Below are 21,227 nucleotides of genomic sequence, written 5' to 3'. Positions count from 1 at the left end.
AGGTGTTTATTTTGCAGCTTTGGTCGATTTTGCAGCTTTGGCCTTGGCAGGCTTAGGCGGGTTTACAGCGTCTTTCAGGCCTTTGCCTGCCTTGAACCCCGGCAGCTTGGCAGCGGCGATTTCGAGCGCCTCGCCGGTCTGTGGGTTGCGCCCGGTACGTGCCGCACGCTCTTTGACGGCGAAGGTGCCGAAACCAACCAGAACGACGGAATCGCCCGCCTTCAGCGCGGCAGTAACGGTATCGGTTACAGCGTCCAGCGCCCTACCAGCCACGGCTTTTGGGATATCAGCGGATGCAGCGATAGCATCGATCAGTTCCGACTTGTTCACTCTAGTCCCCTTATATCTCTATTGAGTTAGTTCTGGTTTTATTGATCTGAAACGGATGCCGGATACTACCGACACAAAAGAGCCGCTTATGACCACGGCTCAAAAGGCTACCAACAAGGCAAACCGGCAGGCTTATGCTGCCCACCGGGCATTACTACTAATGCGTGCTGATTCGTTCTTTAGCTTCAGCGTCGCGCTTGTCATCCTTTGCTACGATCTCGGGAGCCACGTCGGGCAAGGGCTCCGGCGCGTATTGCAGCGCAATTTGGAGGACCTCGTCAATCCATTTGACGGGCTTGATTTGAAGATCCTGCTTAATATTGTCTGGAATTTCCTTGAGGTCACGCACGTTTTCCTCAGGAATGATCACCGTCTTGATACCACCACGATGAGCGGCCAGCAGTTTCTCCTTCAACCCCCCTATCGCCAGCACCTGGCCCCGCAAGGTGATCTCGCCCGTCATGGCCACATCAGCACGAACTGGAATCTGCGTAAGCGCGGACACCACGGCCGTGCACATGCCTACACCTGCACTCGGGCCATCTTTCGGCGTAGCCCCCTCAGGCATATGGATGTGGGTGTCGCGCTTCTCATGGAAGTCTAGCGCAATCCCCAGGCTTTTCGCGCGGCTACGTACCACGGTCAATGCCGCCGTGATGGACTCACCCATCACATCCCCTAGCGAACCCGTCTTGATGAGCTGGCCTTTGCCTGGAACGACAGCGGCCTCAATGGTGAGCAACTCGCCGCCCACTTGAGTCCACGCAAGCCCGGTAACCTGCCCAATCTGATCCTGCTGCTCAGCCAGGCCATAACGGAACTTACGCACACCCAGCAAGTGTTCCAGCGAATCCGGTGTGACGTTTACCGAAACATTTTTCGCTTGGGCATGCTCCTTCACCACCTTGCGGCAGATCTTGGCAATTTGCCGCTCCAGGCTACGCACGCCTGCTTCACGGGTGTAGTAGCGAATGATGTCGCGCAGCGCCAGCGTGTCGATTTGTAGCTCGCCAGGCTTCAGGCCATTGGCGGTAATCTGCTTAGGCGTGAGGTAGCGTGTGGCGATATTGATTTTTTCGTCTTCGGTGTAGCCAGGCAGGCGGATGACTTCCATGCGGTCAAGCAATGCAGGCGGAATATTCATCGAGTTGGACGTACACAGGAACATCACGTCCGAGAGGTCGTAGTCCACCTCAAGGTAATGGTCGTTGAAGCTGTGGTTCTGTTCCGGGTCCAGGACTTCCAGCAGCGCCGAGGCAGGGTCACCGCGCATATCGCTGCCCATTTTGTCGATTTCGTCGAGCAGGAACAGTGGGTTACGCACGCCCACCTTGGTCATCTTCTGGATCAGACGCCCTGGCATGGAGCCAATGTACGTACGCCGATGCCCACGGATTTCGGCTTCATCGCGCACACCGCCCAAGGCCATGCGCACAAACTTGCGGTTGGTGGCGTTGGCAATGGACTCCGCGAGTGACGTCTTGCCTACCCCTGGCGGGCCAACCAGGCATAGCACAGGGCCACGGATCTTCTTGACGCGTTTCTGTACGGCGAGGTATTCGAGAATCCGGTCTTTGACTTCTTCCAGCCCATAGTGATCGGCGTCGAGGATCTGCTCCGCACGGGCCAGGTCCAACCGCACCTTACTTTGTGCTTTCCAGGGAACCTGGGCCAGCCAGTCGAGGTAGGAGCGCACCACCGTTGCCTCGGCAGACATAGGGGACATCTGCTTGAGCTTATTCAGCTCGGCAGTGGCCTTGACCAAGGCATCCTTGGGCAAGCCAGCGGCATCGATACGCTTCTTCAGCTCCTCGACTTCGTTATGCCCTTCCTCGCCATCACCCAGTTCTTTCTGGATCGCCTTCATCTGCTCATTAAGGTAATACTCACGCTGGCTACGCTCCATCTGCTTCTTCACGCGGCCACGGATGCGCTTTTCGACTTGCAGCAGATCGATTTCAGCATCCAGCAATGTAAGCACTCGTTCAACCCGGGTGGACAGCTCGATGATTTCGAGGATTTCCTGCTTCTGCTCGATCTTCAGGGCCATGTGCGCAGCCATGGTATCGACCAAACGCCCAGGCTCATCGATGCTATTGAGCGATGACAGCACTTCAGCCGGGACTTTTTTACCCAACTGCACATATTGCTCGAACTGCGACAGCAAGCTACGTACGAAGACTTCGGATTCGCGGTCTGACGCTTGGGTTTCGTCAATCATGCTGACCTGTGCACGCACATGGCCGTCGACTTCGATAAATTGTTCGACCGCGCCCCGCTGCTCACCCTCGACCAGCACCTTTACGGTACCGTCAGGCAGTTTGAGCAGCTGCAGCACCGTGGCTACCGTACCTACTCGGTACAGCGCATCTTCGCCAGGATCATCGTCGCCAGGGTTTCGCTGGGCCAGCAGCAGGATCTGCTTTTCGCCCGTCATTGCAGCCTCAAGGGCCTCGATGGATTTCTCGCGTCCCACGAACAGTGGGATCACCATATGCGGATAGACCACCACATCACGCAATGGCAGGAGAGGCAATTCGATGGTCGTCTTCATGGTTCGCCTCTTCAGCGGCGCAGGGCCGCTCACAGATGAAATAAGCCTGAAGCTAATCTTGGGGTAGCCTCATGGAAAAACAAGCTCTGGCCCATAACAAAGAAAGGGCCCTAAGGCCCTTTCTGCTATCGCTCAGCCCAAAAAGCCGGCAACGCACTCATGCATCGGGCGCTGCCTTGGCAGGCGGCTCGCTGTTCTCATAGATCAACAGCGGCTTGGAGGTGCCCTCGATAACGCTCTCGTCGATCACAACCTTGCTGACATCCTTCTGAGAGGGAATCTCGTACATGGTGTCTAGTAAGATCCCTTCGAGGATCGAACGCAGGCCGCGTGCGCCGGTTTTGCGCTCCAACGCCTTGCGGGCGACGGACTTGAGGGCGTCGTTGCGGAACTCGAGGTCTACGCCTTCCATCTCGAACAGCTTGCCGTATTGCTTGGACAACGCGTTCTTGGGCTCGGTCAGAATTTGTACCAAGGCTTCTTCGTCCAACTCATCAAGCGTCGCCAGTACTGGCAGACGACCCACGAATTCGGGAATAAGGCCGAACTTAACCAGGTCGTCGGGCTCGACTTCGCGCAATGACTCGCCTACTTTCTTGCCTTCTTCACGGCTGCGCACTTCGGCGTTGAAACCGATGCCGCCTTTGGTAGAGCGGTTCTGGATGACTTTTTCAAGCCCGGAGAACGCACCGCCGCAAATGAACAGGATGTTGCGCGTGTCTACCTGCAGGAATTCCTGCTGCGGATGCTTACGCCCGCCCTGAGGCGGCACCGAGGCGACCGTGCCCTCGATGAGTTTGAGCAAGGCCTGCTGCACGCCTTCACCCGAGACGTCACGGGTAATGGAAGGATTGTCTGATTTACGCGAAATCTTGTCGATTTCGTCGATGTAGACAATGCCCATCTGGGCCTTCTCAACGTCGTAGTCGCATTTCTGCAGCAACTTCTGAATGATGTTCTCAACGTCCTCGCCCACGTAACCGGCTTCGGTCAGCGTGGTGGCATCGGCGATGGTGAACGGCACATTCAGCAGGCGAGCAAGGGTCTCAGCGAGCAGAGTTTTACCCGAGCCAGTAGGCCCGATCAGCAAAATGTTGCTTTTGCCGAGCTCCACGTCGTCGTTTTTCTTTTCTCGCTGGTTGAGCCGCTTGTAGTGGTTGTACACCGCGACCGCGAGAACCTTCTTGGCCCGTTGCTGGCCAATCACGTACTGGTCGAGAATGCCGCTGATTTCCTTGGGCGATGGCAACTTGTGAGAGCTGCTCTCTGCCTGTGCTTCTTGCACCTCCTCGCGGATGATGTCGTTGCACAGGTCGACGCACTCGTCACAGATGAAGACGGAGGGGCCGGCAATCAATTTGCGTACTTCATGCTGGCTTTTGCCGCAGAAGGAGCAATAGAGCAGTTTGCCGTTGTCCTCGCCATTGCGGGTGTCAGTCATTCGATCTATCCAATCCTGTAGGCTTGAAACACAAGATGAAGGCAATTGCGGGCTTTTTCAAGCCCGCGAATGGTAGGGACACCCCACCACACAGGATTCACGCCTATTAAGCGGGCATTTGCCGCTTGTCGAGAACCGAGTCTACCAACCCATACTCCGCCGCGCGGGGAGCGCTCATGAAGTTGTCGCGGTTTGTGTCCTGCTCAATGGTTTCGATGCTCTGACCCGTGTGATACGCCAACAACTCGTTGAGGCGAGCACGAATAGAGAGGATTTCCCGAGCATGGATGTCGATGTCCGACGCCTGCCCCTGGAAACCGCCCAGAGGCTGGTGAATCATCATCCGCGAGTTGGGCAGGCAGTACCGCTTGCCCTTCGCGCCACCGGCAAGCAGGAAGGCACCCATGCTGCAGGCCTGGCCGATGCAGATGGTGGACACGTCCGGCTTCACGAACTGCATGGTGTCGTAGATCGACATGCCGGCCGTGACCGAACCACCCGGCGAGTTGATGTACAGGTGAATGTCCTTGTCAGGGTTTTCTGCCTCCAGGAACAGCAACTGGGCTGCCACCAGGTTGGCCATGTAGTCTTCAACAGGGCCGATAAGGAAAATCACGCGCTCCTTGAGGAGGCGAGAGTAGATATCGTATGCACGTTCGCCACGTGCGGATTGCTCGATAACCATCGGGACCAAGCCGCCAGCGGCCTGGATGTCTGAGCTCTGAATAAACGAATTGCGGGACATGCCTGCACTCACTCCCAATTAGTCATGACTTAGATACGCATAAGCCAGCGCGAAGGCTGGCTTATGGTTGTTCCGAAGCTGGGCCGGTTTACTCGGCTTCAGGCGCTGCCTGGGCTGGTTTCACCGCTTCTTCGTAAGAGACCGCTTTGTCAGTAACACTAGCTTTCTGCAGGACAGTATCCACAACTTGTTCTTCCAGCACAACAGAACGCACTTCGTCCATTTGCTGCTCGTTCTTGTAGTACCAACTTACGACCTGCTCAGGCTCCTGGTAGGCCGAGGCCATTTCCTGGATCAGCTCGCGCACACGGGCGTCATCTGCCTTGAGTTCGAACTGCTTGACCACCTCGGCGACCACTAGCCCCAAGGCCACGCGGCGACGCGCTTGCTCTTCGAACAACTCGGCAGGCAGTTGGTCTGGCTTGATGTTGCCACCAAACTGCTGCACGGCCTGAACGCGCAGGCGGTCCACTTCATTGGCCAGCAAGGCTTTAGGGGCTTCGATCGGGTTGGTGGCAAGCAAGCCATCCATGACCTGGTTCTTGACCTTGGACTTGATGGCCTGGCGCAGCTCGCGCTCCATGTTCTTGCGCACTTCGGCGCGGAAGCCGTCGATGCCGCTTTCCTTGATGCCGAACTGGCCAAAGAAGGCTTCGTTCAGCTCGGGCAGCTCAGGGGCTGCTACGCTGTTCACCTTCACGGTGAATTCAGCGGCTTTGCCGGCCAGCTCCAGGTTTTGGTAATCCTCAGGGAAGGTCACGTTCAGTACGCGCTCTTCGCCTGCTTTTGCGCCAACCAGGCCGTCTTCGAAGCCCGGGATCATACGGCCAGAGCCCAGTACCAGCTGGGTGCCAGTGGCCGAACCGCCGCTGAAGGCTTCGCCATCGATCTTGCCAGCGAAATCGATGTTCAGCTGGTCTTCGTTCTGGGCTTCGCGCTCGACGGTTTCATAACGGACATTCTGCTTGCGCAGGATATCGAGCATGTTGTCGACGTCGGAATCGGCAACTTCAGCGCTTTGACGTTCGACGGTGATGCCTTCGAAACCTGCTACGGTGAACTCAGGGAATACTTCGAAGGTAGCGATGTACTCGAGGTCCTTGCCCTTTTCGAACACTTTAGGCTCGACGGAAGGCTGGCCGGCCGGGTTGAGCTTTTGCTCACGCACGGCTTCGAAGAAGGTGGCCTGGATCAGTGTGCCCAAGGCCTCTTCGCGCGCAGCGGCTTCGTAGCGCTGGCGAATGACGCTCATTGGCACCTTGCCAGGACGGAAACCCGCCACCTTGGCGTTGCGGGCGGTCTGTTGCAGACGCTTGTTGACTTCAGTCTCGATGCGCTCGGCGGGAACGCCGATGGTCATGCGGCGCTCGAGCGCAGAAGTGTTTTCAACAGAAACTTGCATGGATATTCCTCGTTGCACAGACGATAGCCGGCGATTCCCGACTCCAGATCAAGGGCAAGCATTCTAGTGGCTCGAATGCCAGAAGTCACCCCACCCGGTACGTCAATGAAACCGGGCATCGGGCGCCGCTGACCGCCCATGGCGCCAGAACCCTCGAACCGCTACCTGGCCAGGCGGCTGGGCGGTGTACCGGTAGGCTACAGGCAGGGGTACTGCTATCCTGCGCACTACTTTGTATTTGCCGGAGAGCACCATCATCGCCTCGGACATTTCCCCCGCTCTGGCTGCGCTACGCGAGGCCACTCGCACGCTGCATGAAACCCTGGACGCAGCCTCCCCCTTGACCGGCCCTGGCTTCACCGGCGCAGATTACCTGGCGTACGCTACCCGGGTGGCCGGCTGGATGCGCCCTGTGGAGCGCCAGCTCTATAGCACCGGCCTGCTTTGGCCTAAGGCCGTTGATGCTCCGGCCCGCTCGCTCAAAAGCATGTGGCTGGCCGAGGACATTGGCCAGGCCCTGCACTCGGCCCCCGAATGCCCCTATACGCCAACACCCCGCAGCCTGGCGGCGGCGTATGGCCTTGCCTACGTATGCGAAGGCGCGACACTAGGCGGGGCCTATTTGTATAAACGGCTGCTACCCCAACTCGCGCCTCTCCCCTTGCATTGGCTAAAAGGCTATAGCGCGCAGACCGGGCCCATGTGGAAAGGCTTCACCGCCAGCCTGGCCACCGAGGTCACAACGCCCGAGCAGATCAAGGCCGCATCCAATGCGGCGCGGGAAGGGTTCATCACGTTCGAGCGGTGGATGCGCGAGGGACAGTGCGTCAACCTTGGCTCTGCGTAGGGCCTGGCGAGGTTTAAGGCCTTCAGTGCCGCTCACCATCGCGCAAGAGCAGAGCCTTGCTGAAGGCTGTAAAGCTTTCAAGGTGCTGCGTGATGATGGCGACCGTGATCGGCAGTTGCAGCGTTTGATACTCATGAACTGCGATATTTCTGAAACCCACCATGCTTTTCATCGAAGGCAGCAGGTCAGCCGCCACCCAGCCATTTCTAGCTAACAAATCGAACGCGTCGCGAGCGCTCTGGGGCCCCCCCAAGCGATCGCGACGAATCAAGTGCTGCGCCATGTCAAGCGCGGCCTCGCAGGCACGCTGTATGTTGAAAATTGCTGCATCCTGACGAGTGAAATCAGCGGCGAACGTTTCAGGGCCCTTGTCGTATTCTTCCCTAGCCCTGGCAACGCATCGTTCGATGGAAGCCGCCTTATTGACCAGCACATCATCGTGCATGCACACGCCCCTCTTGGTAGATATCGCTAAGCAGCCCGGCCCGCGCCGTGTCCAATGCTGTTTTTTCGCTAAGCATGAACGCCTCGTACACACCCGCCTGGACACCACCTCCTGCTATCCGTCGGCCAGTGGTGATTATTTGGTATTGCATGATCGTGCTCGCGCTACGCAGATCTAGCAAGTCTACCGGGCGCTGTACGATGTCAGCCAGTTCACCGCTCAGCGCCCACAACTCCAGCGCGCTTATGCAGCCATCCACCAGCACCGCAAGGTCAACGTCACTATCAACGGTCGCCTGCCCCGTGGCTTGACTACCAAACAGGTAGACAGCCATCAGACCGGGGACGCGGTGCTGAAGATGCGCGATAGCAGAGTCGAGATTCATGTGAAGTGCCTTTCCCGCGCGAGTGCAAATTGAGTAGAGGGCCTGAGGCGAATCAACATCTGGCAGAGGCTAGACGCACTGCAAGCGATTAGCACCCTGAGACTGAAAGATTAAGGCACTCCTGCTGACAGAGCCTCATAAGAGACTTTCAGATCATCGTGTAGGCGCACATAGCGCTAGCGATTTTGGGAGGGGTCAGATGCAGACCAAGACCATGAACAGGCAAGTTCACGTACAGTTCGCGCTGCTAATCCAGCGCGCCAAGGGGGAGCATTGCTTAACGCTCGTGACCCTTTGACTTATAAATGGTGCGGACGGAGAGACTCGAACTCTCACAGCTTGCGCCGCTGGAACCTAAATCCAGTGTGTCTACCAATTCCACCACGTCCGCGAATCTTTGCGTAAAGCAAGGGCGCCAAACTCTCGCAAGGCGCCCTGATACAGAATATGGGGTGGACGATGGGAATCGAACCCACGACAACTGGAATCACAATCCAGCGCTCTACCAACTGAGCTACGCCCACCAAAACGCAATTACCTGTTCGAACCGGCTACCCAAGCTGCCTGATGGCGCACCCGGCAGGACTCGAACCTGCGACCATCCGCTTAGAAGGCGGATGCTCTATCCAGCTGAGCTACGGGCGCTCAATATTCAACTTCAGGCTGAAGTTAAAAAGCTGCTACCGCCAAAAGCACAACCTGCTGATTAACAACGGGTTTTTAGCGATCACTTGCGCCAGTGTTAGGCCCTGCCCGACAAGTGCGACGAATCTTATAGAGCGCTCTAAACCTCGTCAACTCTTTTTTGGCAAAAAAAGGCTGGGATATAAAGGGCTTAGCAGATTCAGTGCCGTCTGCGCCTTTGACCTGATCGCCTACCGTGCGAGAATGGCGCCACATTTTTTTCCCCTTCGAGGGTTTACCACGCGTCATGACAGCACAACTTATCGACGGCAAGGCGATTGCCGCCAGCCTGCGCCTGCGCATCGCTCAGCAGGTTATCGAGCGGCGCGAACAGGGCCTGCGCGTTCCAGGGCTTGCGGTCATTCTGGTCGGTACCGACCCAGCCTCCCAGGTATATGTTTCCCACAAGCGCAAGGATTGCGAGGAAGTCGGCTTCCTGTCACAGGCCTACGACTTGCCAGCTTCCACTCGCCAGGATGAACTCGAGGCGCTGATCGACCGCCTCAACGCAGATACCGCCATCGACGGGATTCTCCTGCAACTGCCACTGCCGGCTGGCCTGGAGGCCTCCAGCCTGCTGGAGCGTATCCGGCCCGATAAAGACGTGGACGGCTTCCACCCCTATAACGTCGGGCGCCTGGCCCAGCGTATCCCGCTCCTGCGGCCTTGTACCCCCAAGGGCATCATGGCCTTGCTAGAAAGCACCGGCCAAGACCTCTATGGCATGGACGCCGTCGTGGTGGGCGCATCGAACATCGTCGGCCGTCCCATGGCGATGGAGCTGCTGCTTGGTGGCTGCACGGTAACGGTTACCCACCGCTTCACCCGCGACCTGGCGGCCCATGTGGCCCGGGCCGACCTGGTAGTGGTAGCCGCCGGCAAGCCAGGGCTGGTCAAAGGGGAATGGATCAAGCCGGGCGCCATCGTGATCGATGTAGGCATCAACCGTCAGGAAGATGGCAAGCTGGTCGGTGATGTGGTGTACGAAACCGCCCTGCCCCGCGCAGGCTGGATTACGCCCGTACCTGGGGGCGTAGGGCCCATGACCAGGGCCTGCCTGCTGGAAAATACGCTCTACGCCGCAGAAGCCCTCCACGGTTAACGCACACCCTGGCCGCCCAGCAGAGGGCGCCCAGGGTACGAATGGCCCGTTATTTCTTGGCCGACTCCCATGATTTCAGCAGCTCGTTGTAGTTGACGGTCTGGCCTTGAGGCTTCTCGTCAGCCAGCTTCGGCTTGGGTGCGCCTGGCTGGTCGAACCAGTACTGAGCGGTTTTTTCCTCGTTGAGCTTAGGCCCGCACGTAGAGGCGCTCTGGGCGCGCTCCAGCCGCTTGAGCATCGCGTCCTGGTCTGCCGCCAAGCCATCCAGGGCCTGCTGGGCGGTTTTCTCGCCACTGACTGCATCGGACACGTGCTTCCACCACAGTTGAGCCAGCTTTGGATAATCCGGCACGTTGGTACCGGTAGGCGTCCACTGCACCCGCGCCGGGCTGCGGTAAAACTCCACCAACCCGCCCAGCGTGGGCGCCAGGTCGGTCATGGCCTGAGAGTTGATATCGGACTCGCGAATAGGCGTCAGGCCCACGATCGTTTTCTTCAGAGAGACGGTCTTGGCGGTCACGAATTGCGCATACAACCAAGCGGCCAAGCGTTGCTTCTCAGGGGTCGATTTGAAGAACGTCCAAGATCCGGTGTCCTGATAGCCCAGCTTCATGCCCTCCTCCCAATACGGCCCTTTGGGCGACGGGGCCATGCGCCACTTAGGCGTGCCGTTGTCGTTCATCACCGGCAGCCCGGGCTTGGTCATGTCCGCCGTAAACGCGGTGTACCAGAAGATCTGCTGGGCCACCGCACCCTGGGCAGGCACCGGGCCCGCCTCAGAGAAAGTCATGCCTGCGGCCTCAGGCGGCGCATAGGCCTTGAGCCAGTCGATGTATTTTTGCGTGGCGAACACTGCCGCCGGGCCGTTGGTGTCGCCGCCGCGGGTGACGCTTGAACCTACCGGGCGGCAGTTGTCCACGCGAATACCCCACTCGTCTACAGGCAGGCCGTTGGGCAGGCCTTTGTCACCACCGCCCGCCATCGAGAACCAGGCATCGGTGAAGCGCCAGCCCAGCGACGGGTCTTTCTTGCCGTAGTCCATGTGGCCATACACGCGCTTGCCGTCGATTTCCTTCACGTCTTCGCTAAAGAATTTGGCAATGTCTTCGTAGGCGGACCAGTTCACCGGCACGCCCAGCTCATAGCCGTATTTGGCTTTGAACTTGGCCTTGAGGTCTGGGCGCTCGAACCAATCGGCGCGGAACCAGTACAGGTTGGCAAATTGCTGGTCAGGCAACTGATAGATTTTTTTGTCAGGGGCGGTCGTAAAGGAGATGCCGATGAAGTCCTTGATATCCAGAGTCGGCGATGTGTAATCCTTGCCTTCATTGGCCATCAGGTCGGTCAGGGACTCCACCTTGCCGTAGCGCAAGTGCGTACCGATGAGGTCAGAGTCGTTGACCCAGCCGTCGTAGATGTTCTGGTCGGACTGCATCTGGGTCTGCAGCTTTTCGATCACGTCCCCTTCCTGCAACAGATCGTGCGTCAGGTTGATGCCGGTGATTTCGGTAAAGGCCTTGGCCAGCGTCTTGGATTCGTACTGGTGAGTGGTGAGGGTTTCGGACACCACCTTGATGTTCATACCGCGGAAGGGCTTGGCCGCCTCGATGAACCATTTGAGCTCGGCCATCTGTTGCTCGGGCGTCAGCGTGGACGGCTTGAACTCGCTGTCGATCCACTTCCTGGCCGCCTCTTCATAAGCGTCTGCCCAGGCCATTGAACCGTAGACACTGCACACCAGCAGGGCCGCCAGTGTAAGGCCCTGTCGCCTGTTGTTTTTATTCTCGAACATGGGTTACCTCCCAAATGGATAGATGCGCACACCCCAAAGGGCCTACGCCACTCTTGCAATGCGTTCGCGCCAAGTGCCTAGCCCCAGCGCATGACTACTGCCAACCACACCAGGGATAGGCCCGAGGCCACCCAGATGCTCCAGTCGGTGGCGCCAATGATCACTAAGTGAAGGTAGGCGCTACCGAGAAGGCCGATGAACAGCCGGTCGCCACGGGTAGTGGCGATCGGCAAAAACCCTCTTCGTTCAGTGCTGGGCCAACGCAGCTCGACAGCTGTCATGGCGGCCAATACCAGGCCGATGGCGATGAAGAACAAGGCGGTGGGAAGGGTCCAGGCCATCCAACTCATGCTACGGCTCCCTTAAACGCGGCCCAAGGCAAAGCCCTTGGCCACATGGTTGCGAACGAACCAGATCACCAGCAGACCCGGAAGGATGGTCAACACCCCTGCCGCTGCCAGCACGCCCCAATCGATACCCGAGGCCGACACCGTGCGGGTCATGACCGCCGCGATAGGCTTTGCATTCACGCTGGTCAACGTACGGGCCAGCAGCAACTCCACCCAGGAAAACATGAAGCAGAAGAACGCGGTGACGCCAATGCCTGACCCAATGAGCGGGATGAAAATCCGTAGGAAAAACTTCCCGAAACCATACCCGTCGATGTACGCGGTTTCGTCGATCTCCTTGGGCACGCCGGACATGAAACCTTCAAGAATCCATACGGCCAACGGCACGTTGAAAAGGCAATGGGCCAACGCCACCGCGTAAGGCGTATCGAACAGACCTATGGAGGAATACAGCTGGAAGAACGGCAGCAGGAACACAGCTGGCGGTGCCATGCGGTTGGTCAGCAGCCAGAAGAACAAGTGTTTGTCTCCCAGAAAGCGGTACCGCGAGAAGGCGTAGGCCGCTGGCAAAGCTACCAGCAAGGAGATGGCCGTGTTCAGGCTCACGTAAGTCATGGAGTTAAGGTAGCCCTCGTACCAACTAGGGTCGGTGAAGATGACCTTGTAGTTCGCCCAGGTGAAATCCCGCGGCCACAGGGTCAGGCCGCCGAGGATTTCGGTGTTGGTTTTGAAGGACATGTTCACCAGCCAGTAGATCGGCACCAGCAAAAAGGCCAGAAACAGCAACAGCACGAGGGTTTTGCGAGTGGTCATGGCCTTAGTCCCTGTCCGAATGGGTCATGGCGGTATAGAACAGCCAGGACACCAACAAGATGATCAAGAAATACACCAGCGAAAACGCTGCAGCCGGGCCTAGGTCGAATTGCCCTACCGCCATCTGTGTCAGGGTCTGGCTCAGGAAGGTCGTCGCGTTACCTGGGCCGCCCCCGGTGAGCACGAAGGGCTCGGTGTAGATCATGAAGCTGTCCATGAAGCGCAGCATCACTGCGATCAACAGCACGCTCTTGAGCTTGGGCAGTTGGATATAACGGAACACTGCCCAGGCCGAAGCGCGATCGATACGGGCCGCCTGGTAATACACATCGGGGATGGCGCGCAGCCCTGAATAGCACAGCAAGGCCACCAGCGACGTCCAGTGCCAGACGTCCATCACCAGCACCGTGCCCCAGGCATCTGCGGTGTGAGCGGCATAGTTGTAGTCCATGCCCAAGGCATTGAGGCCCCACCCCAGCAAACCGATATCGCCCCGGCCGAAGATCTGCCAGATGGTCCCCACGACGTTCCAAGGGATCAACAAGGGAATGGCCATTACGATCAGCACCAACGAGGCGCGACGTCCACGCGCGGGCATGGTCAGCGCAATGCCGATGCCCAGGGGTATTTCAATGGCCAGTACGCACGCGGAATAAATGAACTGACGTAGCAGCGAGTCGTGCAGGCGTGGGTCCTGAAGCACCTGACGGTACCAGTCGGTGCCCACGAAGAAGCGGCTGCTGGTGTCGAAGATGTCCTGCACCGAGTAATTCACCACGGTCATCATCGGCACGATGGCGCTGAAGGCCACTAGCACAAACACTGGAAGCACCAGCCACCAGGCTTTGTTATTAGGGACTTTATTCATTGTTCAGCCTCCACCAGCAGGTCGTTGGCGTACAGCATTAACCAAGGCGCCGGGAAACTGATCGGTACCTCACCCTCTGGCAAGGGTCGGTCTTCCGGCAAGCGCGCCATGATCCGCTGCCCGCCCAGTTCCAGGGTGAGGATGCGGTACGTGCCGAGGTCTTCGACGTGACGCAATCGGGCCATCAGGGTCTGCTCGGACGGCGTGTCCCAGATGCGTACGAACTCTGGGCGGATGCCTACCTTCAAGGGTTGGCCGGTCAACTGATCCAGGCGCTCCGCTAGCCCCGCCGGGGGCGTGATACGCAGGCCGCCGAAGGTCAGGGCATCGCCCTCCCGGGTCACGTCGATCAGGTTCATGCCGGGGCTGCCGATGAAGTAGCCCACGAAACTGTGGCGAGGCCGCTCGAACAGCTCGCGAGGCGTTCCGAACTGCACGATCTGCCCGCCGTACATCACTGCGATTTTATCGGCGAAAGTGGACGCCTCCAGCTGGTCATGGGTGACGTAGACCATGGTGATGTTGAACTGCTCGTGAATCTGCTTGAGCTTGCGCCGCAGCTTCCACTTCAAGTGAGGGTCGATTACCGTCAAGGGCTCGTCGAACAGGATGGCCGATACGTCGTCACGCACCAGCCCTCGGCCCATGGACACCTTTTGCTTTTCGTCCGCGCTCAGGTTCTTGGCCTTCTTGGCCAGTACCGGGGTCAGCTCAAGCACCTCGGCGATTTCCTCGACCTTCTTGCGCAACTTGTCGGCGGCCATGCCCTGGTTACGCAGGGGAAACGCCAGGTTGTCGAACACGGTCATGGTGTCGTACACCACGGGGAACTGGAACACCTGCGCAATGTTGCGCTGCTCCGGGGTCTTTTCATTCATACGCTGCCCGTCGAAGAGCACCTGCCCTTCCGACGGCACCAGCAGCCCGGAAATGATATTGAGCAGGGTGGACTTGCCGCATCCCGACGGGCCTAACAGTGCATAAGCGCCGCCCTGGGCCCAGATATGGTCCAGGTGCTGCAACGCGTAGTCTTCGGGCGCGGAGGGTTTGCTGGCGTAGCTATGGGCCAGTTGTTGCAAGCGAATCTCGGCCATCAGGCACTCCTCGCCACGCGGCGGCCAGGGGCTTGAACCAAGCGCCCTTGTGGCTCGAACACGAACAATTTATGAGTAGGGATGTACACCTTGATAGGCGCGTCCACGGGGAACTCATGCACGCCAGGCAAATGCGCGACCAGCCGCCATTGATCGTTGCGAACGTGCAGGAAGGTTTCCGAGCCGCTGATTTCAGCCAACTCCACGGTCACGGCCAGTTCAAGGTCGTCGTCGTTGGAGGGCACCAGGGTGATATGACTGGGCCGTACCCCAAAACGAAAGTCCCCTTCGCCGATCCCTTGCAAGTCGGCGTTAAGCGGAAAATGCGCAAAGTCCGCGAAACTGGTCTCGCCGCCGCGAATGCGGCCAGGCAGCAGGTTCAGCGGCGGCTCGGAAAACAGCTCCGCCGCCAAGACCTCACGCGGTCGTTGGTAGACTTCGGTAGTGGGGCCGCTCTGGATGATTCGACCTTCATGGACGATGGTCGTGGTACCCCCCAGCGCCAATGCTTCATTAGGCTCGGTGGTGGCGTAGACCGCGATGGTGTGGCGGGTAGCAAACAGCTCGCGCATTTCCAGGCGCAGCTCCTCGCGCAACTTGTAGTCCAGGTTCACCAGCGGCTCATCGAAGAGGATAAGCTCGGCATCCTTGACCAGTGCCCGCGCCATGGCGGTACGTTGTTGCTGCCCCCCTGAAAGGGCCAAGGGGAAACGCGCAAGGAAGCGCTCGATGCGCAGCATCGCTGCGGTCGCCCGTACGCGCTGGTCTATCTCGTCAGCCGGCACTTTGGCCTGACGCAGCGGCGAGGCGATATTTTCGTACACCGTAAGGTTGGGGTAGTTGATGAACTGCTGGTACACCATCGATACCTTGCGCCCCCGAACCGGCACACCGGTCACGTCCTGACCCTGCATGAACACCTGCCCGGCGTCCGGGCGATCAAGGCCCGCCATCAGGCGCATCAGGCTGGTTTTGCCAGAAAGGGTCCGGCCCAGCAGTACGTTAAAAGAGCCTGCTTCGAATCGGAGGTTAGCGGTATCGATCCACCGTTGCCCCTCTACGATCCGGCAGACATCGCGCAGTTCCAATGCCATGGCCGCAACCTTGTTGTTGTAATGACTTGGGCTTAGCGACAACCGTGCCATTTCAGGAAGAAGGGCGGCCTAGGGGGCTTGGGCAGGGAAACGGCGTAGGGAATGAACAAAAGTGAACACCCTACCCTGAACAACTGAACACAAGAGCTGTTGACAATGTTCAGCTTTCAACAACACTGGGTGAACAAAAAAACCATAAAGGGCGCTACCATGTCCGCCAGCACTACCGGCATCGTTCACGAAAGCGCTATCCGAGCAGCTTGGGCCCGGTCGGTAGTCACCGGGCTTCAACCTTCGGCAGCGGCGGACCACGGGGCACCTCATGCGGCTGATATCGCCGGTTGGCAGGCCCAGCGCCACGAACTGCTTACTCTCACCGAAACCCACGTATTGCCCGCCTATGCACAGGTGCTGGCGCCCATCCAGGCGTTATTGGTCCTGGCAGACGAGCAGGGTCGAGTGCTGCGCACGTGGGGCACGCCGCGTTTTGACCCTGTGCAGGCCCAAGCGTTTGTACCAGGGGCAGACTGGAGTGAGGCCCGAGTGGGCTGCAATGCCCTGGGTACTGCACTGGCGTGCGGCCAGGCCATTCATGTGGAGCACGACGAGCACTTCCTTGCCGCCAACCGGTTCATGAGCGGCTCTGCGGCTCCGGTGTTCGATGCCAACCGCGAACTGGTGGGTGTGCTGGGGCTGTCCAGTGACAGCTTTTTGCCGCCCTCTCACACCCTCGGCACCGTAAAAATGATGGGGCAGGTGCTCGAAAACGCCCTCCTTGAAGGCCGCTATGCTGATGGCTGCCACCGGCTGGTGTTCAATACTGCACGCAACAACCTCGACAGCCCCTGGGCCGGCATCGTGGCGTTTGACGCGCGGGGCCTGGCGGTGGCCGCCAACCGACGTGCAGACACCCTCTTGGGGCAGGACCCTCGCGGTGCCTCCATGGAAGCGCTGTTTCGTAGCAGCCTTAACGACCTGCTTGCGCGTCAGCCCAACACTGCGTTTGCATTAGTCGCGGCAGGCCGTAGCCGGCTGCAATGCTTGCTCCATCCGCCGCGCCAGCCTGCTCCCATGCTTGCTCCAGCCGCTGCCCCACCGGCCTACCAAGTGTTGCTGGACAAAGGCTTACGCCTGCTGGAGCGCAACATTCCATTGCTCATCAGCGGCGACACCGGCACCGGCAAAGAGGTGCTGGTCAAGGCGCTGCATGCCAACAGTTCCCGTGCCAGGCAGCCCTTGGTAACCGTCAACTGCGCGGCCATCCCCTTGGAGCTGGTGGAGTCGGAATTGTTTGGCTACGAACGTGGGGCGTTCACCGGCGCTAACCACAAAGGCAGCCCTGGGTTGATACGCAAAGCCGACACGGGCGTGTTGTTTTTGGATGAGATAGGCGACATGCCCCTGGCCACCCAGGCGCGGCTGCTCAGGGTGTTGCAGGAACGCAGTATCCAACCCTTGGGCAGCGGTGACCCTGTGCCGGTGGATATACGCATCGTGTGCGCCACCCATCGCGACCTGCCGCAGGCAGTTGCCCAAGGGCATTTCCGTGAGGACCTGTATTACCGTATCGCCGGCTGCACCTTACGGCTGCTGCCCTTGCGCGAACGCGCAGACCGCCGTGCGTTGATTCAGGCGTTGTGGGAACAGCACCGCCTGCCGGAACAACGCGCAGGCTTCAGTGAAGCGGCGCTTCAGGCGTTGATGACCCATCACTGGCCAGGGAACCTGCGACAATTGAGCAGCGTCATCCAGGTGGCCTTGGCGCTGGCCGACAACGATGCGATCGAGCAGGCACACCTGCCGCAGGAGCTGCTGCAACCTTTACCTGCCCGCACAGCCACAGCGCCCGCCATGGTTGAGGTGCAAGCGCAAGACATCAGTGCGTTGCTGCAGGCCACCGATGGCAACATTTCACAAATGGCCCGCCGCTTGGGCGTGAGCCGCAACACGGTATACAAGCGGCTAAGGGAATTGAACGCCAGCGCTTGAGCTGACGTTTTTTTGTGGGAGCCAACGGCAGTTGGCGAATGATCTGCCCCGCAATCAATCGGCCAGGCGCCAGGTGGTGCCACCTTTCGAGTCTTCTAGCACAACGCCCATTGCCGTGAGCTGGTCACGCAGGCGATCGGACTCAGCCCAGTTCTTGTCGGTACGGGCCTGCAAGCGTGCCTGGATCAAAGCGTTTACTTCAGCAGGGTCTACCCGGCCTTCAGCACCCGCTTGCAGGAAGCTGTCTGCGTCCAATTGCAACACGCCCAGCAGCCCACCCAACTCACGCAAGCGGCCCGCCAGGCCCGCCGCTGCTGACGCGTCGAGGTCACGCAGGCGGTTGATTTCCCGCACCAGGTCGAACAGCACGGCGCACGCTTCGGCCGTATTGAAGTCGTCGTTCATCGCTGCCGCGAACCGAGTCGCGAAGGCTTCGCCACCGAGTGCCGTGCTGACAGGCAAGCCCTTCAGCGCGTTGTAGAAGCGGTCCAGCGCGCTTTTGGCGTCGCGCAGGCTGTCCTCGGAATAGTTGATCGCGCTGCGGTAGTGGCTGGCTACCAGCAGGTAACGCACCACTTCCGGGTGATACTTCTCCAGCACATCGCGAAGGGTAAAGAAGTTGTTCAACGACTTGGACATCTTCTCGCCATTGATACGGATCATCCCGCAGTGCATCCACGCGTTGGCATACGGCTTGCCGGTGGCGGCCTCGCTCTGGGCGATCTCGTTTTCGTGATGCGGGAATTCCAGGTCGCTGCCACCGCCATGAATGTCGAAGGTCTCCCCCAGGCAGCAGGTGGACATCACCGAGCACTCGATGTGCCAGCCGGGCCTGCCAGGGCCCCATGGGGACTCCCAGCTGGGCTCGCCAGGCTTTGCGGCCTTCCACAGCACGAAGTCCAGTGGGTCCTGCTTGGCTTCCTCTACTTCGATACGTGCGCCGATGCGTAAGTCTTCAATGCGCTTGCGTGACAGCTTGCCGTAGCCCAGGAACTTGCCGACGCGGTAATACACATCACCGTTGCCAGGGGCGTAGGCATAGCCTTTGTCGATCAGGGTCTGGATCATCGCCTGCATACCAGGGATGTGGTCCGTGGCGCGCGGCTCTTGATCGGGCGGGAGAATACTGAGACGGCGCTCGTCTTCGTGCATGGCCTCGATCATCCGCGCCGTCAGCGCCTCGTAGGCCTCGCCGTTCTGCCGTGCGCGGTTGATGATCTTGTCTTCGATGTCAGTGATGTTGCGCACGTAGGTCAGGTCGTAGCCGCTATGACGCAGCCAGCGCGTGATCAGGTCGAATGCAACCATGCTGCGCCCATGGCCCAGGTGGCAGTAGTCATAGACCGTCATGCCGCACACGTACATGCGCACCTTGTTGCCATCCAGCGGCGTGAAGGGCGCCTTGGTCTTGGTCAGGGTGTTATAGAGGTTCAGCACTGTGTATCAGCTCCAGGAGTCACGCAACGTCACGGTACGGTTGAACACGGGCTTGCCCGGCTGGGTGTCTTTGAGGTCCGCGCAGAAATACCCTTCGCGCTCGAACTGGAAGCGGTCCTCAGGCTGCGCCTGGGCCAGCGAGGGCTCGGCACGGCACCCGGTAAGCACCTGCAGCGAGTCAGGGTTGATGTTGTCCAGGAAGCTGCCGCCCTCCTCGGATTTTTCGGGATTGGCAGAGCGGAACAGGCGGTCATACAGCCGCACCTCGCATTCCACGCTGGCCTTGGCTGGCACCCAGTGGATCACGCCCTTGACCTTGCGCCCTTCCGGGTTTTTGCCGAGGGTGTCGGGGTCGTAGGAGCAATGCAGCTCCACGATGTTGCCTTCAGCGTCCTTGATGGCCTCGTCGGCGCGGATCACGTAGGCCCCGCGCAGGCGCACTTCGCCGCCGGGCTCAAGGCGCTTGTAGCCCTTGGGTGGGGTTTCCATGAAGTCATCGTGATCGATGTACAGCTCCCGAGCGAAGGGTAACTGACGTACGCCCATGTCTTCCTTGGGATGGCGCGCCAACTCCAGCATTTGCTCCTGGCTTTCGGGGTAATTGGTGATCACGATTTTCAGAGGCCGCAGCACGCACATCGCGCGTGGGGCGGTGCGGTCCAGGTCCTCGCGGATGCTGAATTCCAGCATGCCCATGTCCACCACCCCATCAGAGCGGTTGGTGCCGATCATCTCGCAGAAGTTGCGGATCGCGAGGGGGGTATAGCCGCGCCGACGGTACCCTTGCAGCGTGGACATGCGCGGGTCGTCCCAGCCGCGCACGTGCTGCTCGTCTACCAGTTGCTTGAGTTTGCGTTTGCTGGTGATGGTGTAGTTCAGGTTGAGCCGTGAGAACTCGTATTGGCGCGGTTTGCTGGGCACCGACAGGTTATCCAGAAACCACTCGTACAGGGGGCGATGGCCCTCGAATTCCAAGGTGCAGATCGAATGGGTGATGCCTTCAAGGGCGTCGGACTGCCCGTGGGTGAAGTCGTAGTTGGGATAAATGCACCAGGCATCGCCGGTCTGGTGGTGATGGGCATGACGGATGCGATACAGGATAGGGTCGCGCAGGTTCATGTTGGGGGACGCCATGTCGATCTTCGCCCTCAGCACACGTTCGCCGTCCTTGAATTCGCCGGCCTTCATGCGAGCGAACAGGTCCAGGTTCTCGGCCACGGAGCGGTCACGGAACGGGCTGTTCTTGCCCGGTTCGGTAAGGCTGCCGCGGTACTCGCGCGCCTGCTCGGGCGTAAGGTCGTCCACATACGCCTTGCCGGCCTGGATAAGCTCCACGGCCCACCCATGCAACTGGTCGAAATAGCGAGAGGCATAGCGCACCTCGCCCGCCCACTCGAACCCCAGCCACTTTACGTCGGCCATGATGGCGTCGATGTATTCCTGGTCTTCCTTGGCCGGGTTGGTATCGTCGAAGCGCAGGTGACACTGGCCACCGAACTCGCGGGCCAGGCCGAAGTTCACACAAATCGATTTGGCGTGGCCAATGTGCAGGTAGCCGTTGGGCTCGGGTGGGAAGCGCGTGACGATAGCAGCATGCTTGCCGGCCTCCAGATCGGCTTGGATGATCGGGCGCAGGAAATTGGCCGGCACCACCGGCTCGGCCTTGGCGGCAGCGGTCGAGGCATTGTGTGGGGTAGGCACCGCAGTAGGCTTGGTCATGGCATCCTTTAATACGCGTAGGCCAGCTAGGCTAGGCCGGCTAAAACAAAGCCCGTATCATAGCCCAAGCAATCAAGGCACTGACAGGCCGTCACCGTAAAACCATGGCGGCACTTGCAACCCCGATAAGAGAGTC

18 protein-coding genes, 3 tRNA genes and 1 pseudogene are annotated in these 21,227 nt (G+C 59.4%); 3 read left to right on the top strand and 19 right to left on the bottom strand.

The window, feature by feature from the left end; translation table 11 throughout:
* Positions 1–6 precede the first annotated feature (6 nt).
* The 5 genes from AC4LE2_RS06690 to tig all read right to left on the bottom strand — a co-directional run bounded on the left by AC4LE2_RS06690 (position 7) and on the right by tig (position 6,472).
* Positions 7–330 carry an HU family DNA-binding protein gene (locus AC4LE2_RS06690; RefSeq protein WP_491825007.1) on the bottom strand — a complete coding sequence of 108 codons (324 nt, stop codon included), beginning with the start codon at positions 328–330 and terminating at the stop codon, positions 7–9.
* A 157-nt stretch (positions 331–487) separates the two neighbouring features.
* The gene (gene lon, locus AC4LE2_RS06685; RefSeq protein ID WP_491825006.1) at positions 488–2,884 is read right to left on the bottom strand and encodes an endopeptidase La; all 2,397 of its coding nucleotides are present in this window, start codon (positions 2,882–2,884) and stop codon (positions 488–490) included.
* Between the two features lie 157 nt (positions 2,885–3,041).
* The gene (clpX, locus tag AC4LE2_RS06680; protein WP_491825005.1) at positions 3,042–4,325 is read right to left on the bottom strand and encodes an ATP-dependent Clp protease ATP-binding subunit ClpX; all 1,284 of its coding nucleotides are present in this window, start codon (positions 4,323–4,325) and stop codon (positions 3,042–3,044) included.
* Between the two features lie 106 nt (positions 4,326–4,431).
* Positions 4,432–5,070 carry an ATP-dependent Clp endopeptidase proteolytic subunit ClpP gene (gene clpP, locus AC4LE2_RS06675; RefSeq protein WP_491825004.1) on the bottom strand — a complete coding sequence of 213 codons (639 nt, stop codon included), beginning with the start codon at positions 5,068–5,070 and terminating at the stop codon, positions 4,432–4,434.
* A gap of 88 nt (positions 5,071–5,158) precedes the next feature.
* Positions 5,159–6,472, bottom strand: coding sequence for a trigger factor (gene tig, locus AC4LE2_RS06670; RefSeq protein WP_491825003.1), 1,314 nt, complete (start codon positions 6,470–6,472; stop codon positions 5,159–5,161).
* Positions 6,473–6,704: 232 nt separating this feature from the next.
* On the opposite strand from tig, the gene AC4LE2_RS06665 reads away from it, so the two are divergent.
* A complete protein-coding gene (locus tag AC4LE2_RS06665) occupies positions 6,705–7,319 on the top strand; it encodes a biliverdin-producing heme oxygenase (protein WP_491825002.1) in 615 nt (204 codons plus the stop codon).
* Between the two features lie 22 nt (positions 7,320–7,341).
* On the opposite strand, the gene hepT is transcribed toward AC4LE2_RS06665, so the two are convergent.
* The 5 genes from hepT to AC4LE2_RS06640 form a co-directional block, all read right to left on the bottom strand.
* Positions 7,342–7,764, bottom strand: coding sequence for a type VII toxin-antitoxin system HepT family RNase toxin (gene hepT, locus AC4LE2_RS06660; RefSeq protein ID WP_491825001.1), 423 nt, complete (start codon positions 7,762–7,764; stop codon positions 7,342–7,344).
* Entirely contained in the window at positions 7,754–8,149 is a 396-nt protein-coding gene (gene mntA / locus AC4LE2_RS06655) for a type VII toxin-antitoxin system MntA family adenylyltransferase antitoxin (protein WP_491825000.1), read from the bottom strand. Before mntA ends, hepT begins: the two co-directional genes overlap by 11 nt.
* 306 nt (positions 8,150–8,455) lie before the next feature.
* Positions 8,456–8,540, bottom strand: a tRNA-Leu gene (locus tag AC4LE2_RS06650).
* A gap of 57 nt (positions 8,541–8,597) precedes the next feature.
* A tRNA-His gene (locus tag AC4LE2_RS06645) sits at positions 8,598–8,673 on the bottom strand.
* A gap of 44 nt (positions 8,674–8,717) precedes the next feature.
* Positions 8,718–8,794, bottom strand: a tRNA-Arg gene (locus tag AC4LE2_RS06640).
* A 286-nt stretch (positions 8,795–9,080) separates the two neighbouring features.
* On the opposite strand from AC4LE2_RS06640, the gene folD reads away from it, so the two are divergent.
* Positions 9,081–9,935, top strand: a complete 855-nt coding sequence (folD, locus tag AC4LE2_RS06635; protein WP_491824999.1) for a bifunctional methylenetetrahydrofolate dehydrogenase/methenyltetrahydrofolate cyclohydrolase FolD — start codon at positions 9,081–9,083, stop codon at positions 9,933–9,935.
* A gap of 49 nt (positions 9,936–9,984) precedes the next feature.
* On the opposite strand, the gene AC4LE2_RS06630 is transcribed toward folD, so the two are convergent.
* The 7 genes and pseudogenes from AC4LE2_RS06630 to AC4LE2_RS06600 all read right to left on the bottom strand — a co-directional run bounded on the left by AC4LE2_RS06630 (position 9,985) and on the right by AC4LE2_RS06600 (position 15,946).
* Positions 9,985–11,727: an ABC transporter substrate-binding protein gene (locus AC4LE2_RS06630; protein WP_491824998.1), complete on the bottom strand. Its 1,743-nt coding sequence runs from the start codon at positions 11,725–11,727 to the stop codon at positions 9,985–9,987.
* Positions 11,728–11,804: 77 nt separating this feature from the next.
* Positions 11,805–12,077: a DUF2160 domain-containing protein gene (locus AC4LE2_RS06625; protein WP_491824997.1), complete on the bottom strand. Its 273-nt coding sequence runs from the start codon at positions 12,075–12,077 to the stop codon at positions 11,805–11,807.
* Positions 12,078–12,089: 12 nt separating this feature from the next.
* Positions 12,090–12,890, bottom strand: a complete 801-nt coding sequence (locus AC4LE2_RS06620; RefSeq protein ID WP_491824996.1) for a carbohydrate ABC transporter permease — start codon at positions 12,888–12,890, stop codon at positions 12,090–12,092.
* Between the two features lie 4 nt (positions 12,891–12,894).
* Positions 12,895–13,758 carry a carbohydrate ABC transporter permease gene (locus AC4LE2_RS06615; RefSeq protein WP_491824995.1) on the bottom strand — a complete coding sequence of 288 codons (864 nt, stop codon included), beginning with the start codon at positions 13,756–13,758 and terminating at the stop codon, positions 12,895–12,897.
* Positions 13,755–14,117, bottom strand: a complete 363-nt coding sequence (locus tag AC4LE2_RS06610) for a TOBE domain-containing protein (protein ID WP_491828070.1) — start codon at positions 14,115–14,117, stop codon at positions 13,755–13,757. Before AC4LE2_RS06610 ends, AC4LE2_RS06615 begins: the two co-directional genes overlap by 4 nt.
* Positions 14,096–14,852 (bottom strand): annotated as a pseudogene (locus AC4LE2_RS06605) (ABC transporter ATP-binding protein); the annotation flags it as partial. The pseudogene AC4LE2_RS06605 and the gene AC4LE2_RS06610, both read right to left, overlap by 22 nt.
* Positions 14,852–15,946, bottom strand: coding sequence for an ABC transporter ATP-binding protein (locus AC4LE2_RS06600; RefSeq protein ID WP_491824994.1), 1,095 nt, complete (start codon positions 15,944–15,946; stop codon positions 14,852–14,854). The gene AC4LE2_RS06600 and the pseudogene AC4LE2_RS06605, both read right to left, overlap by 1 nt.
* 210 nt (positions 15,947–16,156) lie before the next feature.
* Here AC4LE2_RS06600 and AC4LE2_RS06595 point away from each other — a divergent pair, with 210 nt between their 5' ends.
* Positions 16,157–17,935 (top strand): sigma-54-dependent Fis family transcriptional regulator, encoded by a 1,779-nt coding sequence (locus AC4LE2_RS06595; RefSeq protein WP_491824993.1) that lies wholly within the window; start codon positions 16,157–16,159, stop codon positions 17,933–17,935.
* A 54-nt stretch (positions 17,936–17,989) separates the two neighbouring features.
* Here AC4LE2_RS06595 and cysS read toward each other — a convergent pair whose 3' ends face one another.
* Complete coding sequence (cysS, locus tag AC4LE2_RS06590; RefSeq protein ID WP_491824992.1) at positions 17,990–19,372, bottom strand: cysteine--tRNA ligase; 1,383 nt, start codon at positions 19,370–19,372, stop codon at positions 17,990–17,992.
* A 6-nt stretch (positions 19,373–19,378) separates the two neighbouring features.
* Positions 19,379–21,091, bottom strand: a complete 1,713-nt coding sequence (locus AC4LE2_RS06585) for a glutamine--tRNA ligase/YqeY domain fusion protein (RefSeq protein WP_491824991.1) — start codon at positions 21,089–21,091, stop codon at positions 19,379–19,381.
* Positions 21,092–21,227: the final 136 nt, after the last annotated feature.

The organism is Pseudomonas sp. 9.3L, from assembly GCF_058536285.1.
This window is presented reverse-complemented; position numbering and strand designations above follow the sequence as displayed.